This is a genomic window from Streptococcus oralis subsp. dentisani (assembly GCF_002096615.1).
Lineage (GTDB): Bacteria > Bacillota > Bacilli > Lactobacillales > Streptococcaceae > Streptococcus > Streptococcus oralis_U.
This window is the reverse complement of sequence record NZ_NCUX01000032.1, coordinates 1-19,148: the sequence shown is the minus strand read 5'-3', so window position 1 is coordinate 19,148 and position 19,148 is coordinate 1. Positions and strand designations below refer to the sequence as shown.

General features: G+C 40.9%; 19 protein-coding genes and 5 pseudogenes. 22 read left to right on the top strand and 2 right to left on the bottom strand.

Going from position 1 to position 19,148, the window contains the following annotated elements:
• Window positions 1-2: 2 nt before the first annotated feature.
• From B7708_RS09790 to B7708_RS05120, 21 genes and pseudogenes are all read left to right on the top strand, one after another.
• Window positions 3-164 (top strand): annotated as a pseudogene (locus B7708_RS09790) (DNA cytosine methyltransferase); the annotation flags it as partial.
• A 193-nt stretch (window positions 165-357) separates the two neighbouring features.
• A complete protein-coding gene (locus tag B7708_RS05230) occupies window positions 358-1,152 on the top strand; it encodes a Fic/DOC family protein (RefSeq protein WP_084974272.1) in 795 nt (264 codons plus the stop codon).
• Between the two features lie 112 nt (window positions 1,153-1,264).
• Window positions 1,265-1,925: pseudogene (locus B7708_RS09785) on the top strand (IS3 family transposase); the annotation flags it as partial.
• Window positions 1,924-2,706, top strand: a pseudogene (locus tag B7708_RS10175) (helicase-related protein); the annotation flags it as partial. The pseudogenes B7708_RS09785 and B7708_RS10175, both read left to right, overlap by 2 nt.
• 37 nt (window positions 2,707-2,743) lie before the next feature.
• Window positions 2,744-2,905, top strand: a complete 162-nt coding sequence (locus B7708_RS09940) for a hypothetical protein (RefSeq protein WP_193431745.1) — start codon at window positions 2,744-2,746, stop codon at window positions 2,903-2,905.
• A 117-nt stretch (window positions 2,906-3,022) separates the two neighbouring features.
• The gene (locus tag B7708_RS05205) at window positions 3,023-3,598 is read left to right on the top strand and encodes a TetR/AcrR family transcriptional regulator (protein WP_084974268.1); all 576 of its coding nucleotides are present in this window, start codon (window positions 3,023-3,025) and stop codon (window positions 3,596-3,598) included.
• Entirely contained in the window at window positions 3,595-4,275 is a 681-nt protein-coding gene (locus B7708_RS05200; protein ID WP_084974266.1) for an ABC transporter ATP-binding protein, read from the top strand. Before B7708_RS05205 ends, B7708_RS05200 begins: the two co-directional genes overlap by 4 nt.
• Window positions 4,276-4,278: 3 nt before the next feature.
• Window positions 4,279-5,424: an FtsX-like permease family protein gene (locus B7708_RS05195; protein ID WP_084974265.1), complete on the top strand. Its 1,146-nt coding sequence runs from the start codon at window positions 4,279-4,281 to the stop codon at window positions 5,422-5,424.
• Between the two features lie 404 nt (window positions 5,425-5,828).
• Window positions 5,829-6,419 (top strand): DNA-directed RNA polymerase subunit delta, encoded by a 591-nt coding sequence (rpoE, locus tag B7708_RS05185; RefSeq protein WP_084974263.1) that lies wholly within the window; start codon window positions 5,829-5,831, stop codon window positions 6,417-6,419.
• 318 nt (window positions 6,420-6,737) lie between these two features.
• A pseudogene (locus tag B7708_RS05180) lies at window positions 6,738-8,345 on the top strand (CTP synthase).
• A 120-nt stretch (window positions 8,346-8,465) separates the two neighbouring features.
• The gene (locus B7708_RS05175) at window positions 8,466-9,518 is read left to right on the top strand and encodes an N-acetylmuramoyl-L-alanine amidase family protein (protein ID WP_239822463.1); all 1,053 of its coding nucleotides are present in this window, start codon (window positions 8,466-8,468) and stop codon (window positions 9,516-9,518) included.
• Between the two features lie 26 nt (window positions 9,519-9,544).
• Window positions 9,545-10,252: a B3/B4 domain-containing protein gene (locus B7708_RS05165; RefSeq protein ID WP_084974260.1), complete on the top strand. Its 708-nt coding sequence runs from the start codon at window positions 9,545-9,547 to the stop codon at window positions 10,250-10,252.
• A 57-nt stretch (window positions 10,253-10,309) separates the two neighbouring features.
• A pseudogene (locus B7708_RS10070) lies at window positions 10,310-10,420 on the top strand (choline-binding protein A); the annotation flags it as partial.
• 93 nt (window positions 10,421-10,513) lie between these two features.
• On the top strand, window positions 10,514-10,813 hold the full coding sequence (locus B7708_RS05155; protein WP_084974258.1) for a DUF4651 domain-containing protein: 300 nt from the start codon (window positions 10,514-10,516) through the stop codon (window positions 10,811-10,813).
• On the top strand, window positions 10,810-11,127 hold the full coding sequence (locus B7708_RS05150) for a thioredoxin family protein (protein WP_084974257.1): 318 nt from the start codon (window positions 10,810-10,812) through the stop codon (window positions 11,125-11,127). Before B7708_RS05155 ends, B7708_RS05150 begins: the two co-directional genes overlap by 4 nt.
• Window positions 11,128-11,142: 15 nt before the next feature.
• The gene (ytpR, locus tag B7708_RS05145; RefSeq protein ID WP_084974255.1) at window positions 11,143-11,769 is read left to right on the top strand and encodes a YtpR family tRNA-binding protein; all 627 of its coding nucleotides are present in this window, start codon (window positions 11,143-11,145) and stop codon (window positions 11,767-11,769) included.
• Window positions 11,770-11,810: 41 nt separating this feature from the next.
• Window positions 11,811-12,572 carry an SDR family NAD(P)-dependent oxidoreductase gene (locus B7708_RS05140; protein ID WP_084974253.1) on the top strand — a complete coding sequence of 254 codons (762 nt, stop codon included), beginning with the start codon at window positions 11,811-11,813 and terminating at the stop codon, window positions 12,570-12,572.
• A 77-nt stretch (window positions 12,573-12,649) separates the two neighbouring features.
• A complete protein-coding gene (locus tag B7708_RS05135) occupies window positions 12,650-13,045 on the top strand; it encodes a single-stranded DNA-binding protein (RefSeq protein ID WP_000282436.1) in 396 nt (131 codons plus the stop codon).
• 308 nt (window positions 13,046-13,353) lie between these two features.
• The gene (gene groES / locus B7708_RS05130) at window positions 13,354-13,638 is read left to right on the top strand and encodes a co-chaperone GroES (protein ID WP_000917326.1); all 285 of its coding nucleotides are present in this window, start codon (window positions 13,354-13,356) and stop codon (window positions 13,636-13,638) included.
• A gap of 15 nt (window positions 13,639-13,653) precedes the next feature.
• Window positions 13,654-15,276 (top strand): chaperonin GroEL, encoded by a 1,623-nt coding sequence (groL, locus tag B7708_RS05125; protein ID WP_084974251.1) that lies wholly within the window; start codon window positions 13,654-13,656, stop codon window positions 15,274-15,276.
• Between the two features lie 125 nt (window positions 15,277-15,401).
• Window positions 15,402-16,169: an epoxyqueuosine reductase QueH gene (locus B7708_RS05120; protein WP_084974248.1), complete on the top strand. Its 768-nt coding sequence runs from the start codon at window positions 15,402-15,404 to the stop codon at window positions 16,167-16,169.
• A 69-nt stretch (window positions 16,170-16,238) separates the two neighbouring features.
• Here the strand turns inward: B7708_RS05120 and ntdP are convergent, their stop codons facing one another.
• Together ntdP and recX are read right to left on the bottom strand one after the other, a co-directional pair.
• Entirely contained in the window at window positions 16,239-16,772 is a 534-nt protein-coding gene (gene ntdP / locus B7708_RS05115) for a nucleoside tri-diphosphate phosphatase (protein WP_000775318.1), read from the bottom strand.
• A gap of 88 nt (window positions 16,773-16,860) precedes the next feature.
• Window positions 16,861-17,637: a recombination regulator RecX gene (gene recX, locus B7708_RS05110; protein WP_084974246.1), complete on the bottom strand. Its 777-nt coding sequence runs from the start codon at window positions 17,635-17,637 to the stop codon at window positions 16,861-16,863.
• Between the two features lie 37 nt (window positions 17,638-17,674).
• Between recX and rlmD the strand changes: the two genes are divergently transcribed.
• Window positions 17,675-19,036 carry a 23S rRNA (uracil(1939)-C(5))-methyltransferase RlmD gene (gene rlmD / locus B7708_RS05105; RefSeq protein WP_084974244.1) on the top strand — a complete coding sequence of 454 codons (1,362 nt, stop codon included), beginning with the start codon at window positions 17,675-17,677 and terminating at the stop codon, window positions 19,034-19,036.
• Window positions 19,037-19,148 lie beyond the last annotated feature (112 nt).

The following is a 19,148-nucleotide window of genomic DNA, read 5'->3' as shown; positions in this document are numbered from 1 at the left end:
TTATATTTAGTAAAGGGACTAACACAACACCCCCTCTAAGTTCGAACCGACCTGAGAAGTACAACATTGCAGCTTTCTTTTCAGGTGTTGGGGGAATTGAGTTGGGATTTGACCAGACCAACGAGTTCAGAGTGGTGTATGCCAATGAGTTTGATAAGTATGCATGCTAGAATTATTCGTTTAATCAAACTATTCATCCAACGAACATTTCAGATGAGTGCATGGGATGTTGAATATAACTCTTTCATTATTTCTCTTCATAGAACTTATTGTGAATGATTTTTATAATTTAAGCCAATTCCATACCCATTTCACCATTTACCGATGACACAGAAAAACAATTGAAAGGATCTTTCTATGCAACCAACTTACAACATTGATAGTCCAAACTTGTCTTATGAAGCTAAACGTGATTTATGGCAGATAGGTTTTGGTCTGCAGAAAGTTGATAATCTAGTGCCATCAGCTTATATGGAATCTTTGGCTGAGAAACAGGCCCGAGGTGAACTAACTTATGAGCAGGTTTATGAAGATGCAACGGCTTATCATCATACCATTGATGCAAGTACGGAGGAGGCAGACTTGGTTTCTTTGCGTATCGTAGAACTCTTGTCTCGAAGAGGCTTTAGCTTCAGTCCTGCGACCTTACTTGCTATTCATAAGGAGTTGTTTCAAGATATATTTGAATCCTCTATTCCGGTGGGGCAATTTCGTCAGACCAATATCACAAAGAATGAACCTGTTTTGAATGGCGAAAGTGTTGTGTACTCTGATTACTCTATGATTCAAATGACCTTGGATTATGATTTTAATCAGGAAAAACAAGTTGCATATGCGACACTAACCAAGAAGGATATGGTTAAACAAATCCAGCATTTTATTTCAGGAATTTGGCAGATTCATCCGTTTCGCGAAGGAAACACTCGGACGGTAACGGTCTTTTTGATTCAGTATCTTCGTGAGTTTGGTTTTAATATTGATAATATACCATTTCAGCAACATGCCAAATATTTTCGTGATGCCTTGGTATTAGATAATGCAAAGATTTTACAGAGACGTCCTAAGTTTTTAACAGCTTTTTTTGAAAATCTCTTGCTCGGTGGTCAAAACGATCTGTCCTCAGAAAAGATGTATCTAGAACTCGATCTTTAAAAATCCTGATACTAAAATTTCGGGAGAAAATGAAGTAAATCTTTCCACACCTGATAATGAACTGCACCCCAAAAGTTAGACAGAAAAAATCTAACTTTTGGGGTGTTTTATTATGAAATTGAGTTATGAGGATAAAGTTCAGATCTATGAACTTAGAAAACAAGGATATAGCTTAGAGAAGCTTTCAAATAAATTTGGGATAAACGATTCTAATCTTAGGTACATGATTAAATTGATTGATCGTTACGGAATAGAATTCGTCAAAAAAGGAAAAAATCGTTACTATTCTCCTCATTTAAAACAAGAAATAATAAATAAAGTCTTACATGAAGGCTGGACTAAAGATAGAGTTTCTCTTGAATGAGGGAGAGTACCTAAAATGGGATGTAAACGTAAGAAAACTTGGGAAGAAATGACAGAACTAGAGCGACTCCAAGAGGAGAATGAACGCTTACGTACCGAGGTGGCTTACTTAAAAAGTTAAAAGAGCTGGAAGATAGGGACGAAGCCATACAGCGAGAAAGGCAGAGACAATTAGAGAAATGGCTTCATGAGGATTTCGACTAGATTTACTTCTTGAAGTGGCTCGTTTACCTCGCTCGACTTACTACTATCAGTTGAAGCAACGGGATGTATTTGAGCTTAAAACCGAAATTCAGGCCATTTATAATGACCATAAAGGAAATTATGGCTATCGTAGAGTTACTCTTGAATTGAGGAATCGTGGTCATATAGTAAACCATAAGAAGATCCAACGTCTGATGAAAATCCTTGGTTTTAGTCAATCGAATTCAACTGATAGATGTCTTTGAAAAGTTGTTGAAAGAGATTGATAATTTTTATATTATTAGCGGAAAAACTAAAGTCCGAGAGAGATCAAGTTTACTGAAGGCGATAGAACAGCTAGATAAAGGATTTATTTTGTTGTCTACTGGAAAATACATTGGCGAAGGTTTTGACTTACCTCAGTTAGACACGCTTATCTTGGCAGCACCCTTTTCTTGGAAAAATAATTTGATTCAGTACGCAGGTCGGATTCATCGAAACTACAAGGATAAGACTTTGGTACGTATTTTCGATTATGTAGATATCCATGTTCCTTATTTAGAAAAGATGTTCCAGAAACGACAAGTAGCTTAACGAAAGATGGATTATCGTGTCATTGAGGGTGAGGAGAAACAATTCGTTTATATTGATAGTAGATATGAGAATGTGTTGAGAGAGGACTTAGCAGAGGAAAGACAGGAGTGTATGCTTATTTTACCTTATGTGCACCAGACAAAACTGATGAATTTTCTAAAAGAATTTAGGATTAGTCGAATTGAGATATGTATACCAGAGACGGTTGCAAATAAAGCGTGGCTAGACCAGTTGAAGAGCAAGAAAATTAAAGTGTCTTTTACTCAATCAAAAATAGTCACGCCTATTCTTTTGGTAAACAAGACCATTGTTTGGTATGGTGCAATGCCATTATTAGGGAAGGTAGATGAAATGACCATATTACGTTTGGAATCAGCTAGTATAGTTTCTGAAATAGTGGCAGGTTTACGATAGAGAAAATTTTTAAAAATTTCTATGTATAATTTTCATTTTGAAAGAACGAGAAGTCTTGACAGGTCAACGACTCAATGAACTGGAAATCAAGGGTATTTGTTTGACCAAGTTTAATAATGGCGAAATCGATATTGCATTCATCGGGATTGATACCGAAAATCCACCTAGCGATACCATCGGCTGGGTAGCAAAGAAATAAAAAGTTTGCTGTCTTTTTGTTTTGTGTTTTACAGATTTTTCTTGACAAGTCTTTTTTGTTATGGTATTCTTTTATACAACACATGTTGCGCAACAATCGTTGCGCTAAAGGAGTCGTATGCCACCAAAGGTTAAATTTAGTAAAGAGACTATGATTGGAACAGCTTTACAATTGGTGAGAGAAGAGGGTCTGGCTAGTTTGACAGCTAGAGCATTAGCAGAGAAATTGGGAGCCACACCAAGAGTCATTTTTGGGCAATTTGCTAATATGTCTGAGTTACAAGCAGAGGTTATTGTTGCTGCGGAAATGGTAGTGGTGGAGTATATACGCAAGGCTTTAGAAGATGAGAAGCCTTTTCGATCTGTCGGGGTTGCTTATATACTTTTCGGATTAAAAGAGCCCCAACTTTTTCAATTGCTTTTCCAAAATCCTAGCAAAGATCCGATTCGTCGCTTTCAAGATTTTCTTCCCATGAAGGATCATAGTTACCAATTGGTTCTGGATTCGATTGTCGCAGACTATCCTTTGACGTTAGAGGAGGCTAGTCGCCTGTACCAGCATCTATTTATCTATTCACATGGCATGGCATCTATGATTGCTTCTGGTATTTATCAGTTCAGCATGGAAGAAGTGATAGGATTATTGACAGAGGTTTGTCAATCTCTCATCAAAGAAATGGTAGGGAAGAAATGATTCAACTAGAAAATGTTCACAAAAGTTACGGCCAAACCAAGGTCTTAAAAGGAATTGATTTGCAGATTCAAGACCAGGATGATGTGGTTATCCTAGGCCCTTCTGGATCAGGCAAGTCAACTCTCTTAAACGTATTATCCGGATTAGAAAAGGTAGATGAGGGGCATATCCTCATTAAAGGACAGGATTTGTCTCTATTCACGGATGTTCAATTGACAGCCTTTAGACGTGAGAAGGTAGCCTTTATTTTTCAGCAGTATTATTTATTACCAAATCTCACGGTCAGACAGAATGTAAAAATGGGAGCCAATCTGGCAAACAATCATGATTTTTTGCAGATCATAGAGGATTTGAGGCTTGGCGATAAGCTGGACAAGTATCCAAGTGAATTGTCTGGTGGGGAACAGCAGAGAGTATCCATTGCCCGTGCCCTGGCCAAAAAGCCAGAGATTCTTTTCTTAGATGAGCCGACGGGAGCCCTGGATGAAGAAACAGGGCGCAAGATTCTCGACTATATTTGGAAGTTGAAGGAAAAACTAGGCTTTACCTTGATCATGGTGACGCACAACCAAAATATTGCGGACATGGCGAGAACTATCATTCGCGTCAATAGTGGCAAGATTACCGAAGTTGTGACCAACGATCAGCCTCAGACTGCCTATGAGATTGGATGGTAAGCCATGTTTTCAGTAAAAGATATTCGAAAATTAGTTGTCGTCAGTATCATTGGGGCCTGTGCCGTCTTTGTGGCCAATCTCTTCTTGAATTTTTATCTTGATATTGAGCAGTTGGAGATTTCTAAAACTAATCCGATGATTCAGACCTACTATGACGCTCAGGTTTCGCTATCTTGGATGGTGGCCATGGTCAGTGGGGTCGTCTTGTCCTTGACGTCGATCCTCCTCATGTGTTTTTATATCAAACAATTTGTCGATGATCACAAGGAACAATTAGGAATTTTAAAGGCCTTGGGCTATAGCAATGGTCAGTTGGCTAAACGATTTTGGGCTTTTGGACTCAGTTTTGGAGTTGGAGCGCTTCTTGGTTATTTCGCTTCTTTTCTCATGATGGGACATTTTTATGACTTTCGCAATGAGAAGGGGATTTTGCCAGAAATCACCATTCATTTTCATTGGCAGCTCTTAGTTGCTTTGGTGATGCTACCCACAACCTTCTTTATGGTTCTTGCGGTTGGCTATGCTAGAAGACAACTACAAACGCCAGCCCTTCGCTTATTGAAAAAATCCCCAACACCAATCAAGGTCAAAAGGAGAAAGAGTGCTGTCACGAAAGAGAAATCCTTCCTAAAAGAGCTATCTTCGTCGCTGATTTGGGGGAGAAAATCGATCTTGTTTTTTGTGGTCTTTGGCTCCATGTGTTTCGCGGCCATGGTTCAATTGTCCTTTGGCCTAAGGGACTACACAGATGACATCATCCAAGCGATGATGATCATGATTGGCTTGATCCTTTCTTTCTCTATTCTATTTTTGTCATTGGGGATTGTGGTCTCAGAAAGTCGCGAAATCTTGGCCTTGATGAAGAGTTTTGGCTACACAAATCGTGAATGCCGAGGTCATATTCTCGCTCCCTATCGTTTTTGGGCCTATCTAGGATTTGTTCTTGGAACGGCTTATCAATATGGTATCATGGAAATCCTGATCGGTGTGATCAAAGATACGGTCCCAGAAAAAATTGAGCATCACTTTGATGGGAGTGTGTGCTTTTGGACTTTGATCGGTTTTGCTGTGGTTTATGAAAGCCTCTTTTATCTATCCAACAGAAAACTCAAAAAACAAACGATTAAAGAAGTTCTCTTAGCTGAATAAATAGAGAAGGTTGGATTCTCCAGCCTTTTTCTTATGAAACTCATTAACAAGAGAAGGATTTTTCACTATTCTAGGGAAAATGAAATAAAGGAAAGAAAACGAAGTTACTGGCAGGACCTGAAATGATCTTTTTACTTGATTTGACGCAACAAACAATCCTTTATCTCTCTAGGAATCCTCTTGCAGTTTGTGGTTGGTATTGGAGTTGCAGCCTTGAGTTATAATTAAATCAATATACCTGTGGTCATGTTACACAGGTCTTTCAATTAGCTAAAATATTTCACCTTTATTTTTTCTTAACCTTTGACTATTCCGCAAAATTATCGTACAATAAAGAGTACATGATAAAATGAGGTCAGAGTCTGTCTACTCTGGCGACAGTAGTAAAAATGAGGAGAAACGCTTTGGAATTAGAAGTATTTGCTGGGCAAGAAAAAAGTGAACTATCTATGATTGAGGTAGCGCGTGCTATCTTGGAACTTCGTGGTCGCGATCATGAGATGCATTTTAGCGATCTTGTAAACGAAATTCAAAACTACCTTGGAACATCAAACAGCGATATCCGCGAAGCCTTGCCTTTGTTCTACACAGAGTTGAACTTTGACGGTAGCTTCATCTCACTTGGAGACAACAAATGGGGGCTTCGCTCATGGTATGGTGTGGACGAAATCGACGAAGAAATCATTGCTCTTGAAGAAAGTGACGACGATGAAGTAGCACCAAAAGCTAAGAAAAAACGTGTCAATGCCTTCATGGATGGTGATTCAGATGCTATTGACTACAATGCAGATGATCCAGAAGACGAAGATGCATATGAAGCAGACCCAGCTCTTTCATACGATGATGAAAATCCAGATGATGAGAAAAATGAAGTGGAGGCTTACGATGCGGAAATCAACGAAATCGCTCCTGATGACTTGGGTGAAGATGTGGATCTCAACGAAGAAGACGATGAGTTTTCAGACGATGACGCTGAAATAAGTGAAGAAGAGTAAAATAACTTTAAAAGGAGATCGCTGGATTTCCTTTTTTCTTACTTGAGCGAGTCATCTGTTGTGATGCTGTCCTATTTTTGGTTTTCTGAAAACAATCTCTCTTTTTTCATATTTTGCCAATTCGGGTTGACAAATAATCTGCTTTAAGGTATCATATTGTTCGGGCACCTCTTTTAGAGGTCGGGGCTCCCTAGTTACTAGGGAGCTATTTTTGTTTTTTCAGGAAGTTTTTCTTGAAAAGTCGTGATTCATAAGGGTCTTGTTTTCTATCTCCCCTTGTAGTTAACAAGACCTTGAGCATTTTAGAAAGAGGAATCTATGTCTACGAAATATATTTTTGTAACTGGTGGTGTGGTATCGTCTATTGGGAAAGGGATTGTTGCAGCGAGTTTAGGACGTCTCTTGAAAAATCGTGGTCTCAAAGTAACCATTCAGAAATTTGACCCTTATATCAATATCGATCCGGGAACTATGAGTCCTTACCAGCACGGGGAAGTCTTTGTGACAGATGATGGGGCTGAGACCGATTTGGACTTGGGTCACTATGAACGTTTCATCGATATCAACCTTAACAAATATTCCAACGTGACAACTGGTAAAATTTACAGTGAAGTTCTTCGTAAGGAGCGCCGTGGCGAGTACCTTGGCGCAACTGTTCAAGTCATTCCTCATATCACAGATGCTTTGAAAGAAAAAATCAAGCGTGCCGCTGTAACGACAGACTCTGATGTCATTATCACAGAGGTTGGTGGAACCGTTGGGGATATCGAGTCCTTGCCATTTCTAGAGGCCCTTCGTCAGATGAAGGCAGATGTGGGTGCAGATAATGTCATGTACATCCATACAACCCTGCTTCCTTATCTCAAGGCTGCTGGTGAGATGAAGACCAAGCCGACTCAGCATTCAGTAAAAGAATTGCGTGGTTTGGGAATCCAGCCAAATATGTTGGTCATTCGTACAGAAAAACCAGCTGGTCAAGGAATTAAAAATAAACTAGCTCAGTTCTGTGACGTAGCTCCAGAGGCTGTTATCGAGTCTTTGGATGTTGAACACCTTTACCAAATTCCATTGAATTTGCAGGCGCAAGGCATGGACCAAATTGTTTGTGACCATTTGAAATTAGACGCACCAGCAGCAGATATGACAGAATGGTCAGCCATGGTGGACAAGGTCATGAACCTCAAGAAGCAAGTCAAGATTTCCCTTGTCGGTAAGTATGTTGAGTTGCAAGATGCTTATATCTCAGTGGTCGAAGCCTTGAAACACTCTGGTTATGCCAACGACGCAGAAGTGAAAATCAATTGGGTCAATGCCAATGATGTGACAGCAGAGAATGTAGCAGAACTCTTGTCGGATGCGGACGGGATCATCGTACCAGGTGGTTTTGGCTAGCGTGGTACGGAAGGGAAAATTCAAGCCATTCGCTATGCGCGCGAAAATGATGTTCCAATGTTGGGTGTCTGCTTGGGAATGCAGTTGACTTGTATCGAGTTTGCTCGTCACGTTTTAGGACTTGAAGGTGCCAATTCTGCAGAGCTTGCACCAGATACAAAATACCCTATCATTGATATCATGCGCGATCAGATTGATGTTGAGGATATGGGGGGAACCCTTCGCTTGGGACTTTATCCGTCTAAGTTGAAACGTGGCTCTAAGGCTGCGGCTGCTTATCACAATCAAGAAGTGGTGCAACGCCGTCACCGTCACCGCTATGAGTTTAACAATGCCTTCCGTGAGCAGTTTGAGACAGCAGGTTTTGTCTTCTCAGGAGTTTCTCCAGATAATCGTCTGGTAGAAATAGTGGAGATTCCTGAAAATAAATTCTTTGTGGCTTGCCAGTATCACCCTGAACTCTCCAGCCGTCCAAACCGCCCAGAAGAACTCTACACTGCCTTTGTTACCGCAGCAGTTGAGAACAGCAATTAGCAAAATCAGAACCTTTGAGGACAATCTCAGAGGTTTTTTGCTAGCATATTTAGGATAAGACTTGTAAAAAAACAACATATTAATATAATGGATTCAATAAATCCAAAAGGAGGATATGCGATGAAAAAAATCACAAAAATTGGTTTATCTTTAGCAGGTCTAGCTTTACTAGCCTTTCCTCATTCGGGGCAGGCATTTGAGCTTGAAGAAGAATGGGTTATTAAGGGTGACGTTTGGTATCAAGATGGCAAAATTCTTCGATTTAACAATGGACATGAAGTAGATATCAAAGTCTTGGATTTGCCAAAAACTGAGAAAATCGAGTGGACGGTTAGTCTCAATGGTCAAGATCAGACAGTCAATTTCCTAGGTCAAGAAAAGGACAAGTCGATGGTCGGTACAGAGGGGCGTTATCTGAATTTCTACGTTCCTTATGGCTATAGAGGCGATATCAAGGTAGAAGCCAAGAGCGGAAATGAAGTAAAGACCTGGTCCACTAAAGTGGTTGATGATGTATATCATGACGGTGGAAAGAGTAGTTACTACCGTATTAACGAATCAAATAATCAATACACCTACCTTGATACAAAATGGGACTATCAAACCAGGACTTACACTGCCACCTTACCAGAAATTACTTCCAAAGGGCAAAAAGTAATTGCTTGGGCAGACGACTATGAAGAGTTGAAACTTGAAAAACCAGGAGTTATCAGTCATTCCTACAGGGGAGGAGCCTTCAAAGAATTTTATCCGATTGTAAAAGCAGAAAGCTGGTTAAAAAAGAATAACAATGAAGCCTGGTACTATCAAAAGCAAGGTCAATTGGTTCAAAATGCTTGGGTTAAGGACAATGGATCTTGGTACTTTATGGATGAAAAGGGAGTCCTATTTCATCAAACGTGGCTCAATCAAGGTGGTTTGATGATGAGAAAAATGAAGTGGAAGCTTACGATGCAGAAATCAACGAAATCGCTCCTGATGACTTGGGTGAAGACGTGGATCTTAACGAAGAAGACGACGAGTTTTCTGACGATGATGCTGAAACGAGTGAAGAAGTATAAGAAGCCTCAAAGAGGAGATCGGTTTGATCTTCTCTTTTTATTTGTCGGGAGAGAGTTGATGATTTCCTTGAAATCAGAGGCTAGAAGGTGTAAAATAAAAGTAGAAAGTTGAGCATTTTTTAAAGGAGGTGCCTGCCGATGGAGTTTCGTTTAGATAAAAGTTTGTATGACTTGGGGATCAAGAATGTCGTGATTGGTATTGCTAAAAACGTGAATCCTCACGCTGATTTGCCTCTTGCTTTTCTGAAAAAGAAAGAGGAGAGGGAGAAATGGGCGCTAGAGTGTGATGTAAAAGAAGTTCAAGAGTTTCCTGTTATCCAAGGTTACAGGCAACTGCTCCAGCGAGTCGGGCGTAGCGTCAAGAAAAATCCACCGACGGTGGTCGCCCTCATTCGCAATATCCAGCATCGTGGTTCCCTTCCTCACATCAATAGTATCATCGATATCTACAATGTAGAGGCGCTTTCTTCTTTGCTGGCGATTGGAGGGCATGATTTGGATAAGATTGGAGGGCAGATAGAGTTTTCTGTCAGCCAAAAAGAGGATGTTTTCCTGCCAATCTTATCAACTGAAAAACATGTATCCGAGACGGACTATGTCTATCGGGATGAAAATGGTGTCCTAGCTTGGCTAGATGTTCGCGATAGTGAACACTACAAATTTGATGAGGACACGAAAAATGCTATTTTCATTATTCAAGGTAATGAAAATACCTCGGTAGAAATGCGTTTAGAAGCGTTAGAAGAAATTGGAAAAGATTTGGCTGCTTGCATGCCTGATTTACAGTTTGAAAAGAAAGTCATTTCACTTGAAGGAAACCGCACGGTGGTTCAGGACATTTACTGAGTTTTGTAGTACCCACTTTATGGTATGTGAACAAAGGAGGAAAGTGCCCTGAAGTCCAATGTTTGGATCAAGGACAAGTGGTACTATCTGGATTCCTAAGGTAAGATGCTTCGTAATACCTACACACCTGATGGCTATTATGTCGGCAACTCAGGCGCTTGGCAATAATGATAAGATGTCCTCTTTCCTCATTGAGGGAAGGGGATTTTCCTTGCCCATATACTGCTTACCTATTTGTCCTAAAACCTTTTTTGTGTTACAATGAAAGGTATGAAAGCTAAGAAATTATGGATGACTGGCTTGACTGTGGCTGGTCTAAGTGCCCTTGCTTTAGGGGCTAAAAAAGCAGCAGATCATCACAAACTCATGAAGACTCAGGAAGAGTTGACAGCGATTGTACGAGACTATTTCTCAGATATGGGAGAGATTGCGACACTCTATGTTCAAGTTTACGAAAGTAGTCTAGAGCGACTCGTCGGAGGAGTCATTTTCGAGGATGGTCGTCACTATACCTTTGTCTATGAAAATGAAGATCTGGTCTATGAAGAGGAAGTCTTATGATTACTCCCAGTAGTATAGAAGAACTCGCAGGTTTTGTCGAGCAAGATGGCAAGAAGGTCTTTCTTTTTGTGGCGGACTGGTGTGGCGATTGTCGTTATATCTATCCTGCCTTGCCAGAGATTGAGGAGACCAATCCAGAGTTCACCTTTATTCGAGTGGACCGAGACCAGTACATGGATCTGGCTAAACTCTGGGATGTTTACGGGATTCCTAGCCTTGTTGTGCTAGAAAAGGACAAGGAAATCGGCCGTTTTGTTAATCGTGACCGTAAAAGCAAGGAACAAATTAACGAATTTTTAGCAGGACTGAAATAGGAGAAAAAGGAAACAATGATTTTTACATATAACAAAGAACATGTCGGTGATGTCCTTATGGTCATCGTGAAAAACAGCGGAGATGCCAAACTGGACGTGGAGCGTAAAGGCAAGGTAGCCCGTGTTTTCCTCAAAGAAAATGGAGAAACAGTGGCTTGGAATATTTTCGACCTTTCAAGTTTGTTTGAAATTGCAGAACGCGGTCAAGTTTTTTTATCAGATGAGCAAGTAGCACGTTTAAACCAAGAATTGCGAGCGGAAGGCTTTGCAGAAGAGATTGTCAATGACAAAGAACCTAAGTTTGTCGTCGGTGAGATTGTTGAGATGGTAGCCCATCCAGATAGCGACCACCTTAACATCTGCCAAGTTGCAGTCGCAAGTGACAAGACAGTGCAAATCGTGGCAGGAGCACCTAATGCGCGTGTTGGGTTGAAAACCATTGTAGCTCTTCCTGGAGCGATGATGCCAAAAGGCAATCTCATTTTTCCAGGCGAGCTTCGTGGTGAAAAGAGTTTTGGCATGATGTGTAGCCCTCGTGAATTGCATCTACCAAATGCTCCGCAAAAACGTGGGGTTATTGAATTATCAGAAGACCAAGTTATCGGAACTCCATTTGACCCAGCCAAGCACTGGACTGCCTAGGAAATTTTCAGTATTTGATAGACCAGATAGAAGGAAATAAGATGGCAAAAAATGTAGTAATTACAGGAGCGACCTCAGGAATCGGTGAAGCGATTGCGCGTGCTTATCTAGAGCAGGGGGAGAATGTCGTTCTAACAGGGCGACGGACAGACAGACTAGAGGCCCTCAAGTCAGAGTTTGCAGAAACTTTTCCAAATCAAACCGTTTGGACCTTTTCATTAGATGTGACGGATATGACCATGGTCAAGACTGTCTGTTCCGATATTCTAGAAACGATAGGTCAGATTGATATCTTGGTCAATAACGCTGGACTAGCTCTTGGCTTGGCTCCCTATCAAGACTATGAAGAGTTGGATATGCTGACCATGTTGGATACCAACGTCAAGGGTTTGATGGCAGTTACTCGCTGTTTCTTGGCAGCAATGGTAAAAGTCAATCAGGGACATATTATCAACATGGGATCAACCGCAGGAATCTATGCTTATGCGGGTGCAGCAGTTTACTCAGCCACCAAGGCGGCAGTTAAAACCTTTTCAGATGGTTTGCGAATTGATACCATTGCGACAGACATCAAGGTGACCACTATTCAGCCAGGGATTGTCGAAACAGATTTTTCTACAGTACGTTTTCATGGTGACAAAGAGCGGGCTGCGACCGTCTATCAGGGGATCGAAGCCTTGCAGGCACAAGACATCGCAGACACTGTTGTCTATGTGACCAGTCAGCCCCGTCGTGTGCAGATTACAGATATGACCATTATGGCCAATCAACAGGCGACAGGTTTCATGGTGCATAAAAAATAAAAAATTTTCTCGAAAAGTTACAAATTTTTGTAACTTTTTTTGATTCCTTACGAATAGATAAGTAGGAGGAAGAAAATATGTATAATAAAGTTATTCTTATTGGACGTTTAACGTCTACACCAGAATTGCACAAAACCAACAATGACAAGTCAGTAGCGCGTGCAACTATTGCTGTGAACCGTCGTTACAAAGACCAAAACGGGGAACGTGAAGCTGACTTTGTCAATTTGGTTCTTTGGGGGAAATTGGCTGAAACCTTGGCAAGCTACGCAACTAAAGGTAGTCTTATCTCTGTGGATGGAGAACTTCGTACCCGTCGCTTTGAGAAAAATGGCCAGATGAACTATGTGACTGAAGTCCTTGCCACAGGATTCCAACTCTTGGAAAGCCGCGCCCAACGTGCTATGCGTGAAAATAATGCAGGACAGGATTTGGCAGATTTGGTCTTGGAAGAGGAGGAATTGCCATTTTAATACTCTTCGAAAATCTCTTCAAACCACGTCAGCTTCGCCTTGCTGTAGGTATAGGTAACTGACTTCGTCAGTTTTATCCACAACCTCAAAACACTGTTTTGAGCAACCTGCGGCTAGCTTCCTAGTTTGCTCTTTGATTTTCATTGAGTATAAACATTGAAAAGTCTGAGTTGGTCTCAGGCTTTTTATCTTGCTAAAGTCAGACTTTTTTCTTGACTATTTCTGACCAAGTGATACAATAGAACTATGGATTAGCACTCAGATATAAAGAGTGCTAATAATATGTAGTTTATCATGGAGGAAAACAGATGTTGAAACCATTAGGAGACCGTGTGGTCTTGAAAATCGAAGAAAAAGAACAAACTGTTGGAGGCTTTGTCCTTGCAGGCTCAGCCCAAGAAAAAACAAAAACAGCCCAAGTTGTAGCTACCGGACAAGGTGTTCGTACCTTGAACGGTGACTTGGTAGCTCCAAGCGTGAAGCCTGGAGACCGTGTCTTAGTTGAAGCCCACGCAGGTATTGATGTCAAAGATGGCGATGAAAAGTACATCATCGTTGGCGAAGCCAACATCTTGGCGATCATTGAAGAATAGAAGGAGAAAGTAAGTATGTCAAAAGAAATTAAATTTTCATCTGATGCTCGTTCAGCTATGGTTCGTGGTGTCGATATCCTTGCAGACACTGTTAAAGTAACCTTAGGACCAAAAGGTCGTAATGTTGTGTTGGAAAAATCATTTGGCTCACCTTTGATTACTAATGACGGTGTGACCATTGCCAAAGAAATCGAGTTGGAAGACCATTTTGAAAATATGGGTGCCAAATTGGTATCAGAAGTAGCTTCAAAAACCAATGATATCGCAGGTGACGGAACGACAACCGCAACTGTCTTGACCCAAGCTATCGTCCGTGAAGGAATCAAAAACGTCACTGCTGGTGCCAACCCAATCGGTATCCGTCGGGGGATTGAAGCAGCGGTTGCCGCAGCTGTAGAAGCCTTGAAAAACAATGCCATCCCTGTTGCCAATAAAGAAGCCATCGCTCAGGTTGCTGCGGTATCTTCTCGTTCTGAAAAAGTCGGCGAATACATCTCTGAAGCCATGGAAAAAGTTGGCAAGGACGGAGTTATCACCATTGAAGAGTCACGTGGCATGGAAACAGAACTTGAAGTTGTAGAAGGAATGCAGTTTGACCGCGGTTACCTTTCACAGTACATGGTGACAGATAGCGAAAAAATGGTGGCTGACCTTGAAAATCCATACATTTTGATTACTGATAAGAAAATTTCAAATATCCAAGAAATCTTGCCACTTCTAGAAAGCATTCTCCAAAGCAATCGTCCGCTCTTGATTATTGCAGATGATGTAGATGGCGAAGCTCTTCCAACCCTTGTATTGAACAAGATTCGTGGAACCTTCAATGTCGTAGCTGTCAAAGCTCCAGGTTTTGGGGATCGTCGTAAAGCCATGCTTGAAGACATCGCTATTTTGACAGGTGGAACTGTCATCACAGAAGATCTTGGTCTTGAGTTGAAAGACGCGACGATTGAGGCACTAGGTCAAGCCGCTAGAGTGACTGTGGACAAAGACAGCACGGTTATCGTAGAAGGTACTGGCAATCCTGAAGCCATTTCTCACCGTGTTGCGGTTATCAAGTCACAAATCGAAACCACAACTTCTGAATTCGACCGTGAAAAACTTCAAGAACGCTTGGCAAAATTGTCAGGAGGTGTCGCAGTAATCAAGGTCGGTGCTGCAACTGAAACTGAGTTGAAAGAAATGAAACTCCGCATTGAAGATGCCCTCAACGCTACTCGTGCAGCCGTTGAAGAAGGAATCGTTGCAGGTGGTGGAACTGCTCTTGCCAATGTCATTCCAGCCGTAGCTGATTTGGAATTGACAGGAGATGAAGCGACAGGACGCAATATTGTTCTCCGCGCCTTGGAAGAGCCTGTTCGTCAAATTGCCCACAATGCAGGATTCGAAGGTTCTATTGTTATTGACCGTTTGAAGAATGCTGAAGTTGGCACAGGCTTCAACGCAGCAACAGGCGAGTGGGTCAACATGATTGAAGAAGGAATCATCGACCCAGTTAAGGTTAGCCGTTCTGCCCTTCAAAATGCAGCATCTGTAGCCAGCTTGATCTTGACAACAGAAGCAGTCGTAGCTAATAAACCAGAACCAATTACCCCAGCTCCAGCCATGGATCCAAGCATGATGGGCGGGATGATGTAAAAGTAACTTATAAAAAACACAAAAGGAGGGAACATGCATCCCTCCTTTTATGGTTTTCTCTTCTAAAATTGATTTGAGCTCTCCTAACTTATATGATAAAATAAGACTAGAAAAAGGAGAAAAACATGATCGATGTAGAAGAAATTCTGAGCAAGATGAATCCCAATCAGAAGATTAATTATGACCGTGTCATGCAGAAAATGGTACAGGTTTGGGAAAAAAATGAGCAACGTCCCACTATTCTCATGCATGTTTGCTGTGCTCCTTGTAGTACCTACACCCTAGAATACCTGACAAAATACGCTGATGTGACTATCTATTTTGCCAATTCCAATATCCATCCCAAGGCAGAATACCACAAGCGAGCTTACGTCACCAAGAAATTTGTCAGTGATTTCAATGAGCGAACAGGAAATACGGTTCAGTATTTAGAAGCCCCATATGAACCAAATGAATACCGGAAGTTAGTTAGAGGACTGGAAGAAGAACCCGAAGGTGGTGACCGTTGCAAGGTTTGCTTTGACTACCGTTTGGACAAAACAGCACAGGTAGCTATGGATTTGGGCTTTGACTACTTTGGTTCAGCCTTGACCATCAGTCCCCATAAGAATTCTCAAACCATCAACAGTATCGGAATCGATGTGCAAAAGATTTATACCACCCACTATCTCCCAAGTGATTTTAAGAAAAATCAAGGCTACAAGCGTTCGGTGGAGATGTGCGAGGAGTATGATATTTATCGTCAATGTTATTGTGGATGCGTCTATGCAGCTCAAGCCCAGAATATTGATCTTGTTCAGGTTAAGAAGGATGCCACGACTTTCTTGTTGGATAAGGATGTTGAAAAAGACTATTCCCACATCAAGTTTACTGTTACTAAATTAGATATATAGAAATCACCCTAGCTGAAAAGCTGGGTTTTTCAAATAAAAAACCGGAGCTCTCACCCCAGTTTGACAACTTTACCGATTCTTTAGTTCTATGTAGCGTTTGTACCAAATGTTGACATAGGCCTCTGAGAAAGGACCGCGTCCATTGTTAATCCAATCAACAAGGATTTTAACATGCTCTTTCAAAATATAGTCTAAATCATCAGAATACTTCATTTTGCGTTTATGACGCTCATACTCTTCAACGTCTAAGAGACGCTTTTCACCATCAGTGAAGACCTTGACATCCAAATCATAATCAATGTATTTCAGGGCTTCCTCATCTAGATAGTAGGGGCTAGCCATGTTGCAATAGTAGGAAATCCCATTATCACGAATCATGGCGATGATATTAAACCAATATTTTTTGTGAAAGTAAACAATAGCCGGTTCTCGAGTCACCCAACGACGACCGTCACTTTCGGTAACAAGTGTGTGGTCGTTGACGCCGATAATGGCGTTCTCTGTTGTTTTTAGTACCATGGTGTCTCGCCAAGTACGGTGGAGACTCCCATCATGCTTATAACTTTGAATTGTAATAAAGTCGCCTTCTTTTGGAAGTTTCATAACTAACCAACTTTCTACAATTTATAAGTTTATCGTTTACTATTATATCATAAATTGGTTTATTTTTTTTGAATTTTACACGAAAATATTAAAGATATTCTCTGAGAGCGCTGGCTATATCCGAAAAATCATAGCCTTTTCTAGCTAAAACTTGGGTCAAACGTTGCTTTAGTTCGTATCCTTCATATTTGCGAGCGTACTTAGTATATTGTTTGTCTAACTCTTTAAAAATGAGTTCCTGAGTCGTTTCTTGGTCAACTTGACTGTCCAAGTCATCAAATGAACTTTTAGCATCAGAATAGGAGAAGCCCTTGTTCGTCAAGTTTTGGATAATCTTTTCTTGTAAAGCACGAGCAGGGAGTTTTCCGGTGTGTTTTTTAAGCAGTTTCTCAGCTACACGTTGAGCAACCTCAGTGTGATCAAAATCCTTTAGAACATCTTCAATAGTTGATTTAGCAATCCCCTTTTGAGCAAGTTTCTGAGTCAGTACATAAGGCCCCTTATCACCAGAAAGTTGATTTGCATTGATAATGGAATAAGCATACTGACGATCATTAATCCAGTTATCTTCTTTAAGGTTAGCGATAACTTGACTAGCGATTGTATCTTCAATATCATACTTTTTCATATACTCTCGCACTTCTTTTTCCGTACGAACCTTGAAGGATAGATGGTAGAGAGCAAGATTTTTACCATAAGAAAACTGGGCAAAATCCTGAATCTCGGTCAGTTCCTCTTTGCTAATGACCTTATCTCGAGACAGCATAAAACGGACAATGGTATCTTCAGTGATATAAGAGGTTTGCTGTCCATCTAACTCCATCAAGTAGAGGCGTTTTTTCTTTTCAAGTTTTGTGATTTTCATAGTTCTATTATACCCTAAAATGTGATAAGATAGGGGTATGAATCTGAAAGTCAAACAAAAAATACCTTTAAAAATCAAGCGGATGGGCATCAATGGTGAGGGAATCGGTTTCTATCAGAAAACCCTCGTTTTTGTACCAGGCGCCCTCAAAGGAGAAGATATCTATTGTCAGATTACTTCTATTAAACGTAACTTTGTTGAAGCAAAATTACTAAAGGTTAATAAGAAGTCTAAATTTCGAGTCGTACCGGCTTGTACGATTTATAATGAATGTGGTGGTTGCCAAATCATGCACCTCCACTACGATAAACAGTTAGAGTTCAAAACGGATTTGCTCCATCAAGCCCTGAAAAAATTTGCTCCTGCAGGATATGAAAACTATGAAATCCGTCCAACTATCGGAATGCAGGAACCAAAGTACTACCGTGCTAAGTTGCAATTTCAGACTCGTAAATTTAACAATCAGGTCAAGGCAGGTTTGTATGCGCAAAACTCTCATTATCTCGTAGAGTTGAAAGACTGTTTGGTACAAGATAAGGAAACCCAAGTGATTGCGAATCGCCTAGCTGAGCTTCTTACTTATCATCAAATTCCCATCACCGATGAGAGAAAAACGCTAGGTGTTCGCACCATCATGGTACGCCGAGCGAGAAAAACGGGTCAAGTTCAGATTATCATTGTCACGAATCGCCAGCTTAATTTGAATCAACTAGTCAAAGACCTAGTCAAGGATTTTCCAGAAGTCGTCACAGTTGCAGTCAATACAAATACAGCAAAAACAAGTGAAATCTATGGTGAAAAGACGGAAATTATCTGGGGCCAAGAGAGTATTCAAGAAGGAGTACTCGACTATGAGTTTTCTCTCTCGCCCCGTGCCTTCTATCAGCTCAATCCAGAGCAGACAGAGATTCTCTATAGTGAAGCAGTTAAAGCTCTAGATGTTAGCAAAGAAGATCATCTGATTGATGCTTATTGCGGTGTTGGGACAATTGGATTCGCCTTCGCAAATAAGGTCAAGAGTCTCAGAGGGATGGATATTATTCCAGAAGCCATTGAAGATGCCAAGCAAAATGCTCAAAGAATGGGTTTTGACAATACCCATTACGAAGCGGGAACAGCTGAAGAGATTATTCCGCGCTGGTATCAAGAAGGCTACCGAGCAGATGCCTTGATAGTCGACCCTCCTCGTACAGGCTTAGATGATAAGTTGTTGGATACCGTTCTGACCTATGTCCCAGAAAAAATGGTCTATGTATCCTGCAATGTTTCAACATTAGCGCGAGATTTGGTTAAACTAGTGAAAGTTTACGACCTCCAGTACATCCAGTCAGTCGATATGTTTCCCCACACCGCACGGACAGAAGCAGTGGTTAAGTTAGTGAAGAAAAGAAAAAATTAAATTCACTGAAAAAATCCCTTGACAAAGTTTGAAAAGTAGGTATAATAGAAAGAGTTGAAAAACTCAAGGTCCGTTGGTCAAGGGGTTAAGACACCGCCTTTTCACGGCGGTA